This window comes from Oculatella sp. LEGE 06141, from assembly GCF_015207605.1.
GTDB lineage: Bacteria > Cyanobacteriota > Cyanobacteriia > Elainellales > Elainellaceae > Oculatella.
This window is the reverse complement of record NZ_JADEWO010000011.1, coordinates 75,667-92,974: the sequence shown is the minus strand read 5'-3', so window position 1 is coordinate 92,974 and position 17,308 is coordinate 75,667. Positions and strand designations below refer to the sequence as shown.

The window sequence follows — 17,308 nt, the reverse complement described above, 5'->3', positions numbered from 1 at the left end:
GCTGATTGGTCACACCATCAACCATGTCTGCTTCTCGATCGCAACTCGAAACGCCGCTAGTCTTTATCCTGCAAGCCTGCGCCAACCGACGCAATGCCGCTTTTCATACTCCAGGACACAAGCAAGGACAGGGTACGCCGCAACCCTTGCGTGACCTGATGGGCGATACGGTTTTCCAGGCCGACTTGCCAGAACTGCCAGAGTTAGACACCCTGTTTACACCCCAAGGAGTGATTCAACAGGCACAGTCGTTGGCCGCAGATGCCTTTGGCGCAGAGCAAACCTGGTTTTTAGTGAATGGGTCTACCTGCGGTATTGAAGCGGCGGTGCTGGCAACCTGTTGTCCTGGCGATAAGCTGATTTTGCCCCGTAATGCTCACCAGTCTGCGATCGCTGCCCTGATCCTCTCGGGTGCCGTCCCCATCTTTGTCGAACCGGAGTACGATGCTACCTGGGGCATTGCCCACAGCCTCACGCCTGACACTGTTTCTGCTGCGCTCAAGCAACACCCTGATGCCAGAGCCGTACTGATGGTGTCCCCTACCTATTACGGAGTGTGTGGAGATGTGGCGGCGATCGCCCATCTGGTTCATCAGCACGGCATTCCACTGTTAGTGGACGAAGCGCACGGCCCTCATTTTGCCTTCCACCCGGATCTGCCTGTTTCTGCGTTGGCTGCTGGAGCCGATTTAAGCGTGCAATCTATCCACAAAGTGCTGGCCGCCATGACCCAGGCCGCCATGCTGCATGTGCAGGGATCGCGGGTTTCGGTGGAACGGCTGGCTCAAGCCTTGCAGTTAGTGCAGTCTAGCAGTCCCAGTTATTTGCTGCTGGCATCGTTAGATGCGGCTCGACAGCAGATGGCGGTTCAGGGTTACTCTTTACTCAGCAGAACATTGGAGCTGGCCGATCGCGCCAGAAACCACCTGAGCCGCATTCCCGGTTTAACGGTGTTTCAGCCCACCGCAGCAGGGCGAACCCCCGGTTTTGTTGCACTCGATCGCACGCGCCTGACGGTCAATGTTACCGGGTTGGGGCTAACGGGCTTCGAAGCCGATGAGCTGTTGCACCAGCATCTGGGTGTCACTGCCGAACTTCCGTCTCTGCACCATTTGACCTTCATCATCAGCATCGGCAACACCGCTACCGATATCGATCGCCTCATTCATGCCTGCCAAACCCTGCACCTTCACTTCCGTCACTCGCCCCTCTCGATTCCTTATCCATTGCCTCCCACCCTAAACCGTTCTGCCCTATCGCCCCGTACTGCCTTCTTTGCTCCCAGCGTTACCGTTCCTATTGCAGACGCGATCGATCGCGTCAGTACTGAAACCGTTTGTCCCTACCCGCCCGGTATCCCCGTCCTGATTCCTGGCGAAACTATTAATGCAGAGGCGATCGCGTATTTGCAGCAGGTTCTGGCAGCGGGAGGCATGATCACGGGCTGTAGCGATCCTGAGCTGCAAACGCTGCGCGTGATAGAGAGCGCATAAACTGTTCGATAGGGTAGGAATTGCAAGCCCGCTATTAGCCGTCGATTAACTGTCCTCTCGTTCCCCATTCGTTATGCCTTCTTCCCTTTGGCCCTATGTCACTCCTGGCATCCCCGATGACCTGTTTGAGCGACTGCCCGGTATTCCATTGAGCAAACGTGAAGTGCGGCTATTGATCATTTCGCATCTGCGGCTGACCCCCAACTCGGTACTATGGGATATTGGTGCCGGTACAGGCACTATTCCGGTTGAAGTGGGGCTGTTGTGTCCCCACGGGCAGATTGTGGCGATCGAACGGGATGAAGATGTGGCGAAACTCATCCGGCGCAACTGCGATCGCTTTGCCGTTCAAAATGTTGACATCATTGAAGGCAGCGCTCCCGATTGTCTTGATCAACTCATTCAAGCACCTGATTGTGTGTGTCTTGAAGGGGGGCGATCGCTTAAGGCTATTCTGCAAGCGGTCTGGCAACGGCTACAGCCCAAGGGTCGGATTGTGGCAACAGCCGCTAATTTTGAGAGCCTATACGCTATTTCAGAAGGGCTGGCTGATGTCCAGGCGCGTAATATTGAAGTGGTACAGTCTGCTGTGAATCGCTTAGAAACCCGAGGAAATCATCAACTTTTTGCGGCTGTTGATCCCATATTTGTGTTGAGTGGGGAAAAAATGGAATAAGGCTGACCGATTCACCTGAATTCGAATAACGTTATGCTCGGTTTAAAGCCACTCAGCCGCCTTCTTTTGCCAAACATTACAACGGAATTGAGATAGATTCGCTAGAGTATGCCAAAGTAGTTTTAACCTGAACTTAAACGGTTGATTGCCATTTCGTGAAAGCCCAATATTGAGGCTAATTCAGGCTAAGTTTTTACTATTTTCTTTTCCTATGCCGCTGCCTCGTATCCTCAGCTCTATCGTTGCGATCGCCCTCGCACTGGGGATGATTACCCTGGGAGGATGGTACTTCACCATCGGGTTTGGCATCATTATTTATCTGGGGCAGCAAGAGTATTTTCAGCTTGCCCGTGCCAAAGGTATGGCTCCGGCAGGTAAAACGACGCTGGTGGTAAGCCAAATTTTGCTCGTTATCTCGACCCTGTCTCCAACCGGTCTGGCAGATGCGGTGTTGCCAGTTGCGGGAACGTTTATTTGCTTTTACCTGCTGTTTCAGCCCAAATTTGCCACGATCGCCGATATCTCTGCGTCTATTCTCGGTCTGTTTTACGGGGGCTACCTGCCAAGCTATTGGGTACGCCTGCGGGCCTTGGGCAGTGTCGAAGTCAGTAACTTGCCTTTAGACGGGTTTTGGCCGTTTCCGCTGACTGGCGTGCAAAACTTGCCGATGGGCTTAACCGCAACCTTTCTCGCCTTTGGCTGTATTTGGGCCGCAGACATCGGTGCCTATATTTTTGGCAAATTTTTTGGCCGCACTCGGCTGTCCGATATTAGCCCCAAGAAAACCGTAGAAGGGGCGGTGTTTGGCGTGTTAGGCAGCGTTGCTGTGGCAATGGCGGGTACCTGGTATCTCAACTGGCCGGGGTCACCCTTGAGCGGAATGGCTCTTGGCCTCATGATTGGAATTGCCAGCCTGTTGGGCGATCTCACCGAATCGATGATGAAACGAGACGCAGGCGTTAAAGATTCTGGGCAACTGATTCCCGGTCATGGCGGCATTCTCGATCGCGCTGACAGCTACGTGTTTACTGCACCACTGGTCTATTACTTTGTGACGCTGTTGTTGCCGTTGCTGCCATCCTGAGGCTCAAAGCGATGACCGGTGGCAACTCAGGTGCAGCTAAGGGGTGACTGGAATGACATTAATACCACCCCGGCAAATGATGCGCTCGTCCTCCAGGCTGAGTTCTTCTAAGTCCACATCAGAGCCTAAATCCACCTGAAATCCGTGCAAATCGTTTAAGGGCAATCCACGTTTGGCGCGAGGATGCGGTAGCCATTGCGGGTGTTCCAGGCATAGCAAATTCCCGTTCATCACCTGCATTCCGGTGCGAATGGCTACGGGGATTAAGCGCCCACTCGCCGTTAACAAATCAGCTACCAGGGTGATTCGGTGATTGCCGATCGTGACGCTGGGGTTTTGCAAGGTCAGTTTTTGAGGCTCAGACGATTCGCTTAAACCGGGAGACAACTGCGATCGCAACAGCTCGGCCAAAAACTCGGCCAGGGCGGTTGCCAGCATTGGCGCGTGCAGGGATGCGTTCAGGTCGGCTTGCTGAATCACCACCTCACCCCGAATCGGCACCACCGCCAACAACCGCAGCGGCTTACCCCGCAGCATTTGCCCAAGATTAACGCGAATATTACGGCCCACCATTTGCACTTGACTCAGGTGCAGCCCTTGATAAACGGCTTTGCTGGCTGAAATTATGACCTGGGGAATGTGGCCCGAAAGCAGTTGGCGATCGCCCCCCTCAATCCGAAACTCTAACGCTTCAACCTGCTCTACCTGCGATCGCAGCCACAACCGCACGGCAGGGGACAACACTGTGCTGATGATGCGGCTGCGGCGAGAAGCCTCTTCAGGTGGCGTTGGTTCAGGCGACTGTGCAGCGGTTTCATCATGGGCATGGCTGGTGGATGGAGCGGCGGTTGGTTCCATAGCTGGTTCCATAAATGGGTTGTATAAATTGGCATCGAGCCGCAGGTAAGCGGAGCGCCATACGGTTGGTTGATCTTACAGCAGCTTACCTGATACTGGACGAGATCGCGGTGGCGGCACCTCAGGATCGCTGTGTCACCGAATTTTGACAACGTGCGATCGCTGGCTTGATCCCTCTACATTATTAATGTCAAGATATCATGACATTATGATCCCCGATTATCCCATAATTCCGTAAAACCCTACAGAATCAGCTTGAACACCCCCTTGATCTCTTCGTTACTTTTCTGCAACATACACTTAACGCTTGATCCCTGCGATCCCAAATAAAAACCTAGTACAGGCATTTGAGGGAGCGTTTTAGATTGATTCGGTCGATCGGGGGTTAAGCGCAAGCCCTGTTCACGACTGCTTAAATCAACTTCGTATTCATAACGTTCAGGCGGCGATCCACTGAATTGTGTATCGCCGGAAACATTTAAGTTCTGTAGAAGCTACCAGAGGACATTGTCATGGCAAAAGAACGCCCACCCTTAGAGGAATTAACTCTAAGACAACTCCGAAAGGTTGCCAGCGAATATGGCGTTTCTCGTTACAGTCGGATGCGGAAAGAGCAACTGCTGAACGCCATCCAGGAAATTGAGCGCACCCGCTTGGCTTCCAGTCAACCCCGATCTGTAGAGTCGCAACGCACCGTAGAATCACAACGCAAGATGGAGGCGCAAGAAGAAGTGGAGGCAGCAAAATTTGATGTGGGTCAAGACGATCTTTCTCCTGAGTCGTTATCAGCCGTAGATGAAGGGCTGGCTGACTTGCCCGACGGCTACGGTGATAGCCGCATTGTGCTGATGCCTCGTGATCCTCAGTGGGCTTATGCTTACTGGGATGTGCCCAGCAGCCACAAAGAAGAACTGCGGCGACAAGGAGGCAGCCGATTGGCACTGCGCTTCTACGATGTGACTGACATCAACCTGGAATATCAGCGTCCCCACAGCTTGCAGCAATATGAGTGCGATGAAATGGCGCGGGAATGGTACTTGCCCATTCCAGTTAGCGATCGCGACTATGTGGTTGAAATTGGTTATGTCGCCTACGACGGTCGGTGGCTTACCCTGGCGCGATCGGCTCCAGTCCGCATTCCGCCCGTTTATCCCTCCGACTGGATTGAAGACAAGTTCATTACCGTTGCCTGGGAAGAAGAACTGCAAAACAAGACCTTCCTGGAACTGGTGCCTCCTCACCAAAAAGAAGCGATGTCGGCAGCGGCTAGTTACCAGGGACAGGGGGAAGGAAACCCCATCTACGACCAGATCTTTGGCATGGCTCAGTCTGCCGAAGCGCAGCGGGTTGCCGGGTCGCTGTATGGTTCTATGCAGCAGGTGCCGCAGCAGTCGGTTAGTTCTTACGTCTTCCCATCTGGGGTGGGCATGTGGGCAGTACCCACCATGTCTGGCATCGGCATGTCGGGAATTGGCATGATGTCTGGGGTTGGCTTCTCTGCCTCGGCACCGCCCATCCGGCCTCGTCAGTTCTGGCTGGTTGCCGACGCGGAGCTAATCGTTTATGGCGCAACCGAGCCGGATGCCACGGTGTATGTGGGTGGTCAGCCGATCAAACTCAATCCAGACGGCACGTTCCGGTTCCAGATGTCCTTCCAGGATGGCTTGATCGACTATCCCATCTTTGCGGTTGCGGCAGATGGCGAGCAAAACCGAGCCATTCATATGAAGTTTACTCGCGAAACGCCAGAACGCCGCACCAACACCAAGGAAGAATCGGTTGAGGAATGGCTGGCATAACGGCAAAGCTGTTCTGTTCATCCAACTTTTGAGGTTAACCTCCCTCTCATATCCTCTGTCTCATCGGCAGAGGATTTTTTTTGCTGGTTTGGCGGCTTGCTGAACCCGGTTGATCCCCGCTGTAGTGTTCAAACGGATAGTACTTACTGCATTCGATCGATTGTTCGATATTGGATCGCTTCTGCAATGTGATGGGCTTGCAGGCTGTCATCGCCAGCAAGGTCAGCGATCGTCCGTCCTACTTTGAGAATGCGATCGGTTGCTCTGGCCGAGAGTCCTAGTTTACGAATGGCCTTTTCTAGCAACAGGCGCGTTGTGTCGTCGAGTGGGCACCATTTCCGCAGATGGCGACTTTGCATTTCCGCATTACAGCGCAGGGGTTCATCTTGAAATCGGCATCTGGCTCGATCGCGTGCTTGCTGTACTCGTTCTCGAACCGAGAGGGAGTCTTCTCCAATGGGTTGCTGTGTGATTTCTTCCGGCTTGAGGCGATTGACCGCCACCTGTAGATCAATCCGATCCATTAATGGGCCTGATAATCTTGCCCAGTAATGTTCACGCTGTCGGGGGTTGCAGGTGCAGGCTTGAATAGAATCACCAAAATAACCGCAGGGGCAGGGATTTGTACTGGCAACCAGCGTAAACTGAGCTGGAAACGAAACAGATTGGCGAGTGCGGGCGATCGTCACATGCCCGTCTTCCAGGGGCTGCCGCAAGAATTCCAACACATCCCGCTTAAACTCCGTTAGCTCGTCCAGAAACAAAATGCCTCGATGGGCCAAGGAGATTTCACCAGGACGCGGAAAACTGCCGCCACCCACCAGGGATGGGCCAGAGGCGGAATGATGGGGGCTGCGAAACGGGCGATCGCTAACGAGCGAGCCTTTCTCTTTTAGCAACCCTGCAACGGAATGAATCTGGGTTACTTCCAGCGCTTCTTCAAAGGACAAAGGCGGCAAAATTCCCGGCAGGCGACGAGCGAGCATCGTTTTGCCGCTGCCGGGAGGGCCAACAAAAACGAGGTTGTGTCCCCCGGCAGCAGCAATTTCGAGGGCACGACGCGCATGGGCTTGCCCTTTGACCTCTTTGAGATCCAACCCGGTGAAGGGCGATCGCGCCAGTTCTGCCACCGCATTAACTTCCACAGGCTGGTAGCGATCGGGATCGTTGAGAAAGTCTGCCACTTCTGACAAATGCTGAAAGCCGTAGACCGTTAGCCCCTGAACCACGGCGGCTTCACAGGCATTATCGGCGGGCACCACTAAGCCTGTAATTCCCATTTTTTGGGCGGCGGCGGCGATCGCCAACACCCCGGCAACTGGACGCAAGCTACCGTCCAACGAGACTTCTCCAGCAAAGAGATACCGATCTAACAAATCAGTATTCACCTGTTCGGAAGCGGCTAACACACCAACGCTAATGGGCAAATCAAAACTGGGACCCTCTTTGCGTAAATCGGCAGGGGTAAGGTTAACCACTACCTTTCGCATCGGGAAGGCATAGCCTGCGTTTTTCAGTGCGGCCTTGACCCGTTCTTTTGACTCTTGTACGGCAACGTCTGGTAGCCCAACCACTACAATACCGGGTAACCCCCCGGCAATATCTACCTCGACCCCGACCTTTACTGCGTCAATTCCGACAAGGGATGCACTCCAAATCCTGGCCAGCATGCCGCTCCTTACAGTATGTGTGATCTGTAGAATGCCCGTAATGCTGACCAGAGTAACCGTAGCCAAACTTGCTAGAACGTTTGGCTACAGGGGACTTTCCGTAAATCTTGCCTCACAAAAGCTTCACGATTCACTATTGGCACAACGGCAGATCCCTGGTAGAAACAGGATTGATCATGTCTTGTTTTAATAAGCCTTAAGATCGATGCTAAATTTTTGGCATCCATCGTAGGGTAGCAAAACGACTCAATCATCTACTGAGTTTCTGGTAAAGAACGTGAAATGGTGGACGTAAAACGCACTGATTTTCAGCGATATGGCGTTGCTGTGGTTAGCGTCGCGGTCGCCCTGGTCTTAACACTGTTGCTCCGACCGCTGCTGGCACAGTCCATCTTCGCATTCTTTATTGCTGCCGTTACCATTAGCGCCTGGTATGGGGGAATGAAGCCAGGGCTAGTTGCAACGGTGTTGTCTACCCTACTCGCAGGATACTTTTTCATTGCGCCATTCTACTCCTTAGGTTTGTCTAGTGCGGTTAGCCTATTGCGGTTGGCTATCTTCTGGGCAGTTACCTTTCTCATTAGCTCCCTCACCTCAAAGCTACGCACCGCCAAACATCAAGCCGAGTCGGCTTTAGCCCTTTTGCAGCTTAGTGAAGACCGTTACCGCCGATTAATTGATACGGCCAATGAGGGAATTTGGACATTGGATGTTGATGGACGAATAGATTATGCCAACCAGCGAATCTCTCAAATGCTGGGTTATTCCATTCCAGAGATGCTGGGGCGTTCCAGTTTAGACTTTGTGGATCAGGCATTTCGCCCTCTGCTTCAAGCCAGTTTAGAGCAATGGCAACAGGGTCATGCCAAACAACATGATCTTCAGCTTCACCGTTTTGATGGGGCGGTGCTTTGGGCGATCGCGTCTATCAGTCCCATTGTGAGCAGCACAGGCAAACGCCTGGGCACGCTGATCATGATCATGGACGTGACAAAACGAAAACAGGCTGAAGAATCATTGAAGGAGAGTCAGGCGCTCTTTGAGTCGTTCATGAGCTACAGCCCGGTTACGGCGTTTATTAAGGATGAGATTGGGCGATATCTGTATGTCAATCGACAGATTGAAACCCTGTTTCAACGCGACATGGCCGACTGGATAGGTAAAACGGATGCGGAACTCTTTCCAACTCAACCCACGCAGCAATGGCATGATAATGATGTTCGGGTTTTAACAACGGGAAAGATGCTTGAGACGGTAGAAACAGTTCTTCTGGATGACGGCGAACATTCCTATATCTCTCTGAAATTTCCGTTAAAAACCCAATCAGGGCAAAAGCTACTGGGCGGAATATCGATTGATATTACTGAGCGCCAACAGTTTGAAGCCAAAATTCGGCAGTTTAACCAAACGCTGGAGTCCCGAGTGAAGGAACGCACGGCTCAACTGGAGGCAGCTAACCAGGAACTCGAATCGTTCTCTTATTCGGTGTCGCACGATTTGCGGGCACCGTTGCGACATATTAGCGGCTTTGTGGAACTGCTACAAAAACAGTTGCGATCGGCTCCGTTGGATGAAGCCAGCGATCGCTATTTGAAGATCATTGCCGCCACTACCAAACATGCTGGTACGTTAATTGATGATTTGCTGGCGTTTTCCCGAATGGGACGGGCAGAAATACGCCATACGGTCATTGATATGGATCAATTAGTGAAGGAGGTACAGCAGGATATCAAGCAGGATATCAATGATCGGAGCGTTTGCTGGCAGGTTGAACCTCTACCGCAGATTCAGGGTGACCCATCTATGCTGCGATTGGTGCTGCATAACCTGCTAGAAAATGCCGTTAAATATACTCGTCAATGCGATCGCGCCAAAATTATGATCGGTAGCACCGTCAACGAGCAAGACGTTATCTTCTTTGTGCAGGATAATGGCGTTGGCTTTGATGAGCAATATACTCATAAACTGTTTGGCATCTTTCAACGGTTGCACAGCGATCCCCAGTTTGAAGGGACGGGAATTGGGTTAGCCAATGTGCGGCGGATCATCCATCGTCATGGAGGACAAACCTGGGCAAAAGGAGAAGTAGGCAAGGGGGCAACCTTTTACTTCTCTTTACCGAAATTGCAAAATAAGGGAAAGGAATGGAATTAAAACGAATTTTATTAGTTGAAGATAGCGCCAACGATATCGAATTAATTCTAACTGCACTATCCCAAAACAATCTGGCAAACGAGGTGGTGGTAGTACGGGACGGTGCGGAAGCGCTAGATTACCTGTACCGACAAGGGGTATATCGCTTGCGGATGGAAGGACATCCGGTTGTGGTTTTGCTGGATCTGAAGCTACCCAAAATTGATGGCACCGAGGTTCTGGCTCACCTCAAATCTGACACCCAGATGAAGCTCCTTCCTGTAGTAGTTTTAACGTCTTCACGAGAGGAACCCGACCTGGTGAAGTGTTATGAGCTGGGTGCCAATGCGTATGTTGTCAAACCAGTTGATTTTCGTGAGTTTGTGGAGGCCATCAAAGGACTGGGGTTATTTTGGGCGGTGGTAAACCAACCGCCACCCGGATCGATCTCTTCGGTCCGCAGTAAGTGAAGAGGCATGAATATGGACCCGCTCCAATTTCTTCTCCTGGAAGACAGCTCATTGGATGCAGAACTTATTTATGCAACGTTAGTGGAAGGAGGGATTCACTGCAAACTGATGCGGGTAGAAACCCGCTCTGAGTTTCTCAGCGCCCTTGAACAAACCCCAGTTGACTTAATTCTGGCAGATTACTCCCTGCCCACATTTGATGGCATTGCAGCGCTAGACATTGCCCGATCGCGGTGTCCGGATGTGCCGTTTGTCTTTGTTTCGGCAACGCTGGGCGAAGAATTGGCCGTTGAAATGCTCAAAAACGGTGCGATCGACTACGTGCTGAAGCAACGGCTAGGACGACTGGTGCCTGCCGTACAGCGGGCACTGCGCGAAACCGAGGAGCGCCGAGAGCGCCAGCGAGCCGAAGCGTTGCTACGAGAGAGCGAAGACCGATACCGACGCCTGTTTGAACGTAACCCGCAACCCATGTGGGTGTTTGACGCGAAAACGTTGGCATTCCTGTCGGTTAACCAGGCTGCTATTGATCACTATGGCTATTCCGAGTCGGAATTCCTCTCTATGACCATTCAGGATATTCGCCCTTCGGAAGACGTTCCGGTCTTGACCCGAATATTTTCTAGTTTGCCTGAAGACGCGGACTACAAAGGCGTTTGGAAACACCAAAAGAAGGACGGTACCCTGATTGACGTGGAAGTGTCAACGCGTGGAGAAACCTTTGCTGGACGACCCGCCCGATTAGTTCTCATTAATGACATCACCGAGCAGCAAGCGGCACTCCGTGAACGGCAACAGGCCGAGGAAAGACTACGCGAGAGTGAACGGCGGTTTCGCCAATTTGCAGAGAATATCGAGGATGTGCTTTGGATATTGAACCGTCGAGAGCAAACCATGCTCTATATCAGCCCTGCCTATGAACACATTTGGGGACGCTCGTGTGAGAGCCTGTATGCCAACATTGCAGAATGGACTGAGGCTATTCATCCGCAGGATCGCGATCGCATTTGTGCCGTTTTCCTGAACCAGGTGCTAGAGGAGGGGTATGAATTAGAGTATCGAGTGCTGCGCCCGGATGGTTCTGTGCGCTGGATTCGCGATCGAGCATTTCCTATTAAAAATGAACCGGAAGGAGCCTGTTGGGCGGCAGGCATTGCAGAAGATATTACTGAGCGCAAGCGGATTGAAGCGGAACGCGAAGAATGGTTTACCAGGGAGCAAGCGGCACGCGAATCTGCCGAAGCAGCCAACCGCATCAAAGATGAGTTTCTCGCGGTGCTGTCCCATGAGTTGCGATCGCCCCTGAACCCCATTTTGGGGTGGGCAAAGCTGTTACGGAGCCGCACCTTTGATCCAGCGACAACGGCTCATGCCCTGGAGATTATCGAGCGAAATGCCAGATTACAAACTCAACTGATTGAAGATTTGCTGGATGTCTCTCGGATTTTGCAGGGCAAGCTCAGCTTGAGCGTGTATCCAGTGGATCTTGTTTCGACCATTGCAGCGGCGATCGAGACGGTGCGGCTATCTGCCGAAGTAAAATCCATTCAAATTCACACCACCTTTATTCCCCATAATGGGCATGTGCTAGGCGACTCCAATCGCTTGCAGCAAGTGTTCTGGAATTTGCTGTCGAATGCGATTAAGTTTACCCCTCCAGGCGGGCAGGTTGAGGTAAGGCTGGAGAGTTGCGAGGTTCCAGTGATGAATGCTGAACGATCCGACTCCACTCAACCTGCAACACCCGCCACTTCACCCTTTCGACGCTACGCCCAAATTACAGTAACCGACAGCGGCAAGGGAATTAGTCCGGATTTCTTACCCCATGTATTTGCCTATTTCCGCCAGGCCGACAGCGCAACGACACGCAAGTTTGGTGGGCTAGGGTTAGGACTGGCGATCGTTCGTCATTTAATTGAACTGCACGGTGGTACGGTTGCAGCCAGTAGCGCCGGGGAAGACCAGGGAGCGACCTTTATCGTCAGGCTACCCCTTACCGTTAACACCTTAGAACAGGCGCAGGAGCGGCAGGACTCGCCTGAAACGCTGAGCTTACAGGGCGTTCGAGTTTTAGTTGTGGACGATGAGCCAGACGCGCGCGAGTTTGCTGCATTTGTGTTGCAGCAATATGATGCAGAGGTAGTGGTTGTGGCATCGGCAAAGGAGGCGCTGGAAGTTTTAACCCAATCGGTGCCCGACCTATTGCTGAGCGACATTGGGATGCCGGATGTGGATGGTTATATGCTGATCCGGCAGATTCGACAGCGCAGTACAGAAGCAGGAGGGCAGATCCCAGCGATCGCATTAACGGCCTACGCCGCTGAGTTTGATCAACAGCAGGCAAAGACGGCAGGGTTTCAAATGCATATTGCTAAACCAGTTGAACCAGAGGCGATGGTGAACGCGATCGCCCGCCTGGTTCAACTTAAACGAACCTAACGGCTTCAATGCTCGAAAACGTTGAGATACTGCAACAGATCTAAAGACACAATTGTAGGCAAACAGTCAAAGCATTGCTGTGCCAGTTCCCAGCGGTCTTCCCGTTGAAGCATTTCTGTTAGCTTCAGCCGTATATTCAGCAGATAGCGCACATCATTAGCGGCATAGCGTAACTGTTGCGGGGTGAGATTGGCGGCATTTCCCCAATCGGAGCTTTGGGAGCTTTTATCCAGTTCGATTTGCTCTAGCTCTTGCACCACATCCTTTAAGCCGTGGCGAGGGGTATAGGTGCGAGCTAGTTTGCTGGCAATTTTGGTGCAAAACACAGGCTTAACCTGAATGTTGAGGTGATGGCGCAACGTAGCCAGATCGAACCGGGCAAAGTGAAACACTTTAACGCTATTGCCGGTTTCCATCAATTGTTTGAGGTTGGGTGCCTGGGTTTGCCCTCGTTCAATGCGAATGGCTGTAGCTCGGTTTTGAGGATCACAGAGTTGTACCAGGCAAAGCCGATCGCGATGGGGCAACAACCCCATTGTTTCAGTGTCAACGGCGATCGCGTCTGCCTGCATGTAATGAGCTAGCTCCGCATCAGAGAGGTCGCGATCGTATACTTGAAAGTCTTCTAAGTCCATTGGGCTATTTTAGGAAATTTGACGAACGTCGTCGTCTGTTGGTTTCAAACCTTCTCACAGGATTTCTCTACTCTTGTAATGACAGAAATCTGAGCTTCTTACGGCAGTTCTCAATCGAGCCAGCCACAGTCTCGCCAAGATGGGTGTGGGATGTAGGGCTTAAGGCGTGGTGAATGCAAATGAAAATGGCTGTAAGAGGATTGGCACTTGTTTCCGCGTATTGAGCTATTTCACCAGCCCATTCAAAAGCCCATTGTAAAAGAAGGTATTCCAACGACCGCCAAACGGCAGAAGAGAATACCCTCACTTTGGAATATTAAACGGATGTCTGAGAAGTGCTAAACCCAGACGGCCATTCATCTACATTTAGCTGAGATCCAGGAATTTAGCGACAGTGTGAACGTCTTTATCACCCCGGCCAGAGCAATTAATCACAAGGGTAGGATTGCCCGTAAGCTGTGGGCAAAGTGTGTCGAGATAGGCGATCGCATGAGCCGTTTCCAAGGCCGGAATAATCCCTTCCAGACGCGAGAGAAGCTGCAATGCATCTAGCGCCTGGCGATCGGTAATACTGTAGTACTCCGCCCGTCCAGACTCTTTGAAATAGCTGTGTTCTGGCCCTACGCCCGGATAATCAAGCCCCGCACTCACCGAATGCGCCTCAATCACTTGCCCATCATCATCTTGCAGCAAGAAACTCATCGCACCGTGCAGTACGCCAATTCGGCCACGGGTTAACGTCGCCGCGTGCTTGTCCGATTCAACCCCTTCTCCTGCCGCTTCGATGCCAATCATCCGAACGGTTTGTTCTGGCACAAACTCATGGAATAAGCCGATCGCATTTGAACCACCGCCCACACAGGCCAGCAAAATATCTGGCAAGCCGCCCCACTTTTCCTGACACTGACCGCGCGTTTCTTCACCAATCACCGCCTGAAAATCTCGCACAATCATGGGATAGGGATGGGGGCCAGCAACAGAACCCAGAATGTAGTGAGTGCTTTCAACGTTTGTGACCCAGTCTCGGATGGCTTCCGAGGTTGCATCCTTGAGAGTGCCCGTTCCCGCTTCAACTGGACGAACCTCTGCACCCATTAACCGCATCCGGAAGACATTCAGCGCTTGCCGCTCCATGTCATGAACGCCCATATAAATGATGCACTCTAGCCCAAAGCGAGCGCAAACCGTAGCCGTGGCAACGCCATGTTGCCCTGCGCCTGTTTCGGCAATAACGCGCTGCTTGCCCATCCGCTTTGCTAGCAGTACTTGCCCCAGAGCGTTGTTAATCTTGTGTGCCCCGGTGTGGTTCAGGTCTTCCCGTTTCAGATAAATTTGGGCACCACTGCCGTCGGGGCGGGCATAGTGCTGCGTTAGCCGTTCGGCAAAGTAGAGCGGGCTAGGTCTGCCGACATAATCTCGCATCAAACCCTGAAGTTCTTGCTGAAACTCAGGCTCATCCCGATACTGATAGAAAGCGGTTTCCAGTTCGCTTAACGCGGGCATCAGCGTTTCAGGCACATATTTGCCGCCAAAGCGACCAAAGCGACCTAGCGGATCGGGACGCTGGGTTAAAAAGTCCGCAGGAACGTTACTGCTAGACGATTGGCTGGACGACTGGCTAGGAGAAAGGGGAGTGTGTGTCACAAACTTTAGAATGATAAAGAGCGTTACAAATTAGCCACCATTATAAAAAGATCTCATCCTGTCTTGAAGCAAATTGAATTATTAAAGCCGTTTAAACATGACTGAGAAACGCAAGAGTGACAAAACAACCAACGCCAAAGCCAATCGGATAGTGTATTCGGAGTTTGGCAATTCTGCCGATCCGTCTGCGTTTGAGCGTCCCGTTCAAGAACTGCCGCCCAATCAGCAAAATGTCAGGGTGCAAGCCTCTCGCAAGGGACGCAAAGGCAAAACTGTGACGGTGATTACGGGGTTTCAATCTAAGCCTGAAACGTTAGCGTCTCTCTTGAAGCAGCTTAAGGCTCAGTGTGGTGCCGGGGGAACCGTCAAAGACAACGAGATCGAAATTCAGGGCGACCATAGCCAGAAAATTGTGCAAGCGCTGGTGGCGTTAGGGTACAAGGCCAAGGTTAGTGGAGGATGAACGACCCAAGATGACAACCCGCCTGGTGCTGCTGTACTAGACGTAAGCCATCGTTTTTGCAGAGAGGCGATCGCACCCGATTAAGCTCAGAGATTGGTTGCACCGTGTCAAATGTGCGGCATCGTCCCTGCAATATCCCAGGCTTGGGACTTTCCGAACCAGATCTGTTGCCAGGTTCACCAAATTTGAAGATGAGCGCCTGCGGCACGCCAGAACAGGGAACGACTCAAATCTACTATTGGCACTTGTTAACTTGGCACTGTTAAATACTCGTTGAGAGAGGGAGATAGCCCACAGAGGCCAGTGACGCGGGTGGCTCCCTCTCTAATTAAACCGTTCGTCGAACATGAGGGTCATCCCGAACGGGCGGGTTGTGATTAAGACGCTTGCAGGGAGGAATCTTTAACCGGAATGACCGTTAGAGACGGTAACTGTGAGTTGTGTCGGCTCGATAAGTTTAACCCGACCACTGTGTAAGTTTGCGCTGTTGGACTTTGAAACGTGTCCCCGATTGCAATCGGCTGTTTTGCTTGAAAGGTACCAATAAAGCGTTGATGAGCATCCATGAGCAGGTACTGCATAAAATCTCCTTACGACAATATCGACAGACGATCGCCAGACAGGTCCAATTGCATTGCGATCGCCTCAGATGAATTAATCAGAGTGAGGAAAACTTCATGAGAACGTTCCAGCCGTGGCTGGAGTTCTCTCCACCTTGCTTATAACATCCCTATTCGAAAAATGTGCGAAATTGCGAATATTGAACCCAAATCTGTACGAGGTTAAACGGATACTAAGAACTTTAAACAAACCCGCTTTTAACGCAATAATGCGGCTGTTTTTCCTGAAGCCGCCAGTTTAATTCGTTACAGGCAAGACTCCGGGCTGGCCTGATGAGGTGGGGTTGCTGCCCACCGTTTTCGCCAGTGTGAGGTTGGCTCCAGGCCGCACCCTTGCTGTTCGGCCTGTCGGCGCTGCAAGATGGTTTCAGCGAAATCGGTCAAGCTTGGATCGCGATAGGGGATTGCGGCACGGGTGCGTAGATGTTCCTGCTCTTTGCGCGATAGAGAAGGCAGAACGGCTGGGTTGAAACTGGCGATCGTTCCAGGAGATTGCCGCCCAACACCGGGCAAGGAACCGATATGTAACCCAGCAGCGTGCAGCGCAGTTCTGACGGCTGCTGCACAGGAGTACGTAGCCAGTTTGCCATCTGGGTGCAAACAGCGAGCCAGTAGTCCTAAAAATTCGATCGTCCACAATGGCGGACAGTGAGGCGGAGAAAACGGGTCGAGAAAAATAGCGTCGGCTTGGAACCCAGAGTGGTGAACCTGTTGCAGCGTCTGACGCGCATCGCCAATCAGCAGCCTCGCCTGAAGGCGATCGCCGTTGATCTGATGCGACGATGCCAGTTCCACTAGAATGGCTTGAATGGCAGCAGGCCAGCAGGTCAGTACATTGTGGGCGATCGCCGCGTTGGGAATAGTGGGGTTGAGTTCTAGGCCGATCCATTCCACCTGGCAGTTGGGGTTGACCGCCCAAATGGTTTCCAGGGCTGCTGCCGTGTTATATCCCAGCCCATAGCAAACATCTAGCAATCGCACAGTAGACCGTTGCGCCATCTCCGGAAGCCGGATCGCATCTACATAAATTGACCTGGCTTCCAGACAGGCACCGTGGCGATTGTGAAAAAACTCGCCAAATTCAGCCGAAAAGAAGGTAAACGAGCCGTCCGCCGTTGATTCTGGAACGAATTCTGACACCAGTGGAAGGGAAACCTGTTCGGCTGTGGGCACGATGTCCATAGCGGTCTGCAATACGTCTTTTAGAAGAAAATTCTTAATAATAAAGGGTATTCTGGCTCAACGGACGACCCGCGCCAAACGCAAAAGATGCAATCGCTAGAGTCAACTAACGCAACTCTATTATTGTCTACCCTTTAGAATA

The 17,308-nt window shown here is 52.1% G+C and carries 14 protein-coding genes; 8 read left to right on the top strand and 6 right to left on the bottom strand.

The genetic code is table 11. From position 1 onward, the window contains the following. Positions 1-23 precede the first annotated feature (23 nt). The 3 genes from IQ268_RS10480 to IQ268_RS10470 all read left to right on the top strand — a co-directional run bounded on the left by IQ268_RS10480 (position 24) and on the right by IQ268_RS10470 (position 3,253). On the top strand, positions 24-1,493 hold the full coding sequence (locus IQ268_RS10480) for an aminotransferase class I/II-fold pyridoxal phosphate-dependent enzyme (protein ID WP_193878225.1): 1,470 nt from the start codon (positions 24-26) through the stop codon (positions 1,491-1,493). Positions 1,494-1,566: 73 nt separating this feature from the next. Next, a complete protein-coding gene (gene cbiT / locus IQ268_RS10475; RefSeq protein ID WP_193878223.1) occupies positions 1,567-2,169 on the top strand; it encodes a precorrin-6Y C5,15-methyltransferase subunit CbiT in 603 nt (200 codons plus the stop codon). Between the two features lie 211 nt (positions 2,170-2,380). Further along, positions 2,381-3,253: a phosphatidate cytidylyltransferase gene (locus IQ268_RS10470; protein WP_193878221.1), complete on the top strand. Its 873-nt coding sequence runs from the start codon at positions 2,381-2,383 to the stop codon at positions 3,251-3,253. Between the two features lie 36 nt (positions 3,254-3,289). Here IQ268_RS10470 and IQ268_RS10465 read toward each other — a convergent pair whose 3' ends face one another. Then, positions 3,290-4,111, bottom strand: coding sequence for a DUF2993 domain-containing protein (locus IQ268_RS10465; RefSeq protein WP_193878219.1), 822 nt, complete (start codon positions 4,109-4,111; stop codon positions 3,290-3,292). A gap of 512 nt (positions 4,112-4,623) precedes the next feature. On the opposite strand from IQ268_RS10465, the gene IQ268_RS10460 reads away from it, so the two are divergent. Continuing rightward, positions 4,624-5,910, top strand: a complete 1,287-nt coding sequence (locus IQ268_RS10460; protein ID WP_193878217.1) for a DUF4912 domain-containing protein — start codon at positions 4,624-4,626, stop codon at positions 5,908-5,910. Positions 5,911-6,053: 143 nt separating this feature from the next. Here IQ268_RS10460 and IQ268_RS10455 read toward each other — a convergent pair whose 3' ends face one another. Then, the gene (locus IQ268_RS10455; RefSeq protein WP_193878215.1) at positions 6,054-7,580 is read right to left on the bottom strand and encodes a YifB family Mg chelatase-like AAA ATPase; all 1,527 of its coding nucleotides are present in this window, start codon (positions 7,578-7,580) and stop codon (positions 6,054-6,056) included. 282 nt (positions 7,581-7,862) lie between these two features. Between IQ268_RS10455 and IQ268_RS10450 the strand changes: the two genes are divergently transcribed. From IQ268_RS10450 to IQ268_RS10440, 3 genes are read left to right on the top strand one after another with little or no spacing between them, the layout of a single operon-like run. Next, complete coding sequence (locus tag IQ268_RS10450; RefSeq protein ID WP_193878213.1) at positions 7,863-9,734, top strand: PAS domain S-box protein; 1,872 nt, start codon at positions 7,863-7,865, stop codon at positions 9,732-9,734. Continuing rightward, positions 9,725-10,183 (top strand): response regulator, encoded by a 459-nt coding sequence (locus IQ268_RS10445; RefSeq protein ID WP_193878211.1) that lies wholly within the window; start codon positions 9,725-9,727, stop codon positions 10,181-10,183. Before IQ268_RS10450 ends, IQ268_RS10445 begins: the two co-directional genes overlap by 10 nt. Before the next feature lie 6 nt (positions 10,184-10,189). Continuing rightward, positions 10,190-12,622 (top strand): response regulator, encoded by a 2,433-nt coding sequence (locus IQ268_RS10440; RefSeq protein WP_193878209.1) that lies wholly within the window; start codon positions 10,190-10,192, stop codon positions 12,620-12,622. A 5-nt stretch (positions 12,623-12,627) separates the two neighbouring features. Here IQ268_RS10440 and IQ268_RS10435 read toward each other — a convergent pair whose 3' ends face one another. Then, positions 12,628-13,257: a ribonuclease H-like domain-containing protein gene (locus IQ268_RS10435; protein WP_193878207.1), complete on the bottom strand. Its 630-nt coding sequence runs from the start codon at positions 13,255-13,257 to the stop codon at positions 12,628-12,630. Positions 13,258-13,623: 366 nt separating this feature from the next. Then, on the bottom strand, positions 13,624-14,901 hold the full coding sequence (trpB, locus tag IQ268_RS10430) for a tryptophan synthase subunit beta (protein ID WP_193878205.1): 1,278 nt from the start codon (positions 14,899-14,901) through the stop codon (positions 13,624-13,626). A gap of 97 nt (positions 14,902-14,998) precedes the next feature. On the opposite strand from trpB, the gene IQ268_RS10425 reads away from it, so the two are divergent. Further along, the gene (locus IQ268_RS10425) at positions 14,999-15,364 is read left to right on the top strand and encodes a translation initiation factor (RefSeq protein WP_193878203.1); all 366 of its coding nucleotides are present in this window, start codon (positions 14,999-15,001) and stop codon (positions 15,362-15,364) included. 377 nt (positions 15,365-15,741) lie between these two features. Here IQ268_RS10425 and IQ268_RS10420 read toward each other — a convergent pair whose 3' ends face one another. Together IQ268_RS10420 and IQ268_RS10415 are read right to left on the bottom strand one after the other, a co-directional pair. Then, positions 15,742-15,945: a hypothetical protein gene (locus tag IQ268_RS10420; protein ID WP_193878201.1), complete on the bottom strand. Its 204-nt coding sequence runs from the start codon at positions 15,943-15,945 to the stop codon at positions 15,742-15,744. Between the two features lie 285 nt (positions 15,946-16,230). Further along, positions 16,231-17,166, bottom strand: coding sequence for a tRNA (5-methylaminomethyl-2-thiouridine)(34)-methyltransferase MnmD (locus tag IQ268_RS10415; protein WP_193878199.1), 936 nt, complete (start codon positions 17,164-17,166; stop codon positions 16,231-16,233). Positions 17,167-17,308: the final 142 nt, after the last annotated feature.

Bases quoted from the DNA above. Each gene is read 5' to 3' on its own strand.
- IQ268_RS10450 (WP_193878213.1), top strand. From the start codon at position 7,863: ATGGTGGACGTAAAACGCACTGATTTTCAGCGATATGGCGTTGCTGTG.
- IQ268_RS10435 (WP_193878207.1), bottom strand. From the start codon at position 13,257: ATGGACTTAGAAGACTTTCAAGTATACGATCGCGACCTCTCTGATGCG.
- IQ268_RS10415 (WP_193878199.1), bottom strand. From the start codon at position 17,166: ATGGACATCGTGCCCACAGCCGAACAGGTTTCCCTTCCACTGGTGTCA.
- IQ268_RS10470 (WP_193878221.1), top strand. From the start codon at position 2,381: ATGCCGCTGCCTCGTATCCTCAGCTCTATCGTTGCGATCGCCCTCGCA.
- IQ268_RS10455 (WP_193878215.1), bottom strand. From the start codon at position 7,580: ATGCTGGCCAGGATTTGGAGTGCATCCCTTGTCGGAATTGACGCAGTA.
- IQ268_RS10420 (WP_193878201.1), bottom strand. From the start codon at position 15,945: ATGCAGTACCTGCTCATGGATGCTCATCAACGCTTTATTGGTACCTTT.
- IQ268_RS10480 (WP_193878225.1), top strand. From the start codon at position 24: ATGTCTGCTTCTCGATCGCAACTCGAAACGCCGCTAGTCTTTATCCTG.
- IQ268_RS10440 (WP_193878209.1), top strand. From the start codon at position 10,190: ATGAATATGGACCCGCTCCAATTTCTTCTCCTGGAAGACAGCTCATTG.
- IQ268_RS10465 (WP_193878219.1), bottom strand. From the start codon at position 4,111: ATGGAACCAACCGCCGCTCCATCCACCAGCCATGCCCATGATGAAACC.
- IQ268_RS10445 (WP_193878211.1), top strand. From the start codon at position 9,725: ATGGAATTAAAACGAATTTTATTAGTTGAAGATAGCGCCAACGATATC.
- IQ268_RS10425 (WP_193878203.1), top strand. From the start codon at position 14,999: ATGACTGAGAAACGCAAGAGTGACAAAACAACCAACGCCAAAGCCAAT.
- IQ268_RS10460 (WP_193878217.1), top strand. From the start codon at position 4,624: ATGGCAAAAGAACGCCCACCCTTAGAGGAATTAACTCTAAGACAACTC.
- cbiT (WP_193878223.1), top strand. From the start codon at position 1,567: ATGCCTTCTTCCCTTTGGCCCTATGTCACTCCTGGCATCCCCGATGAC.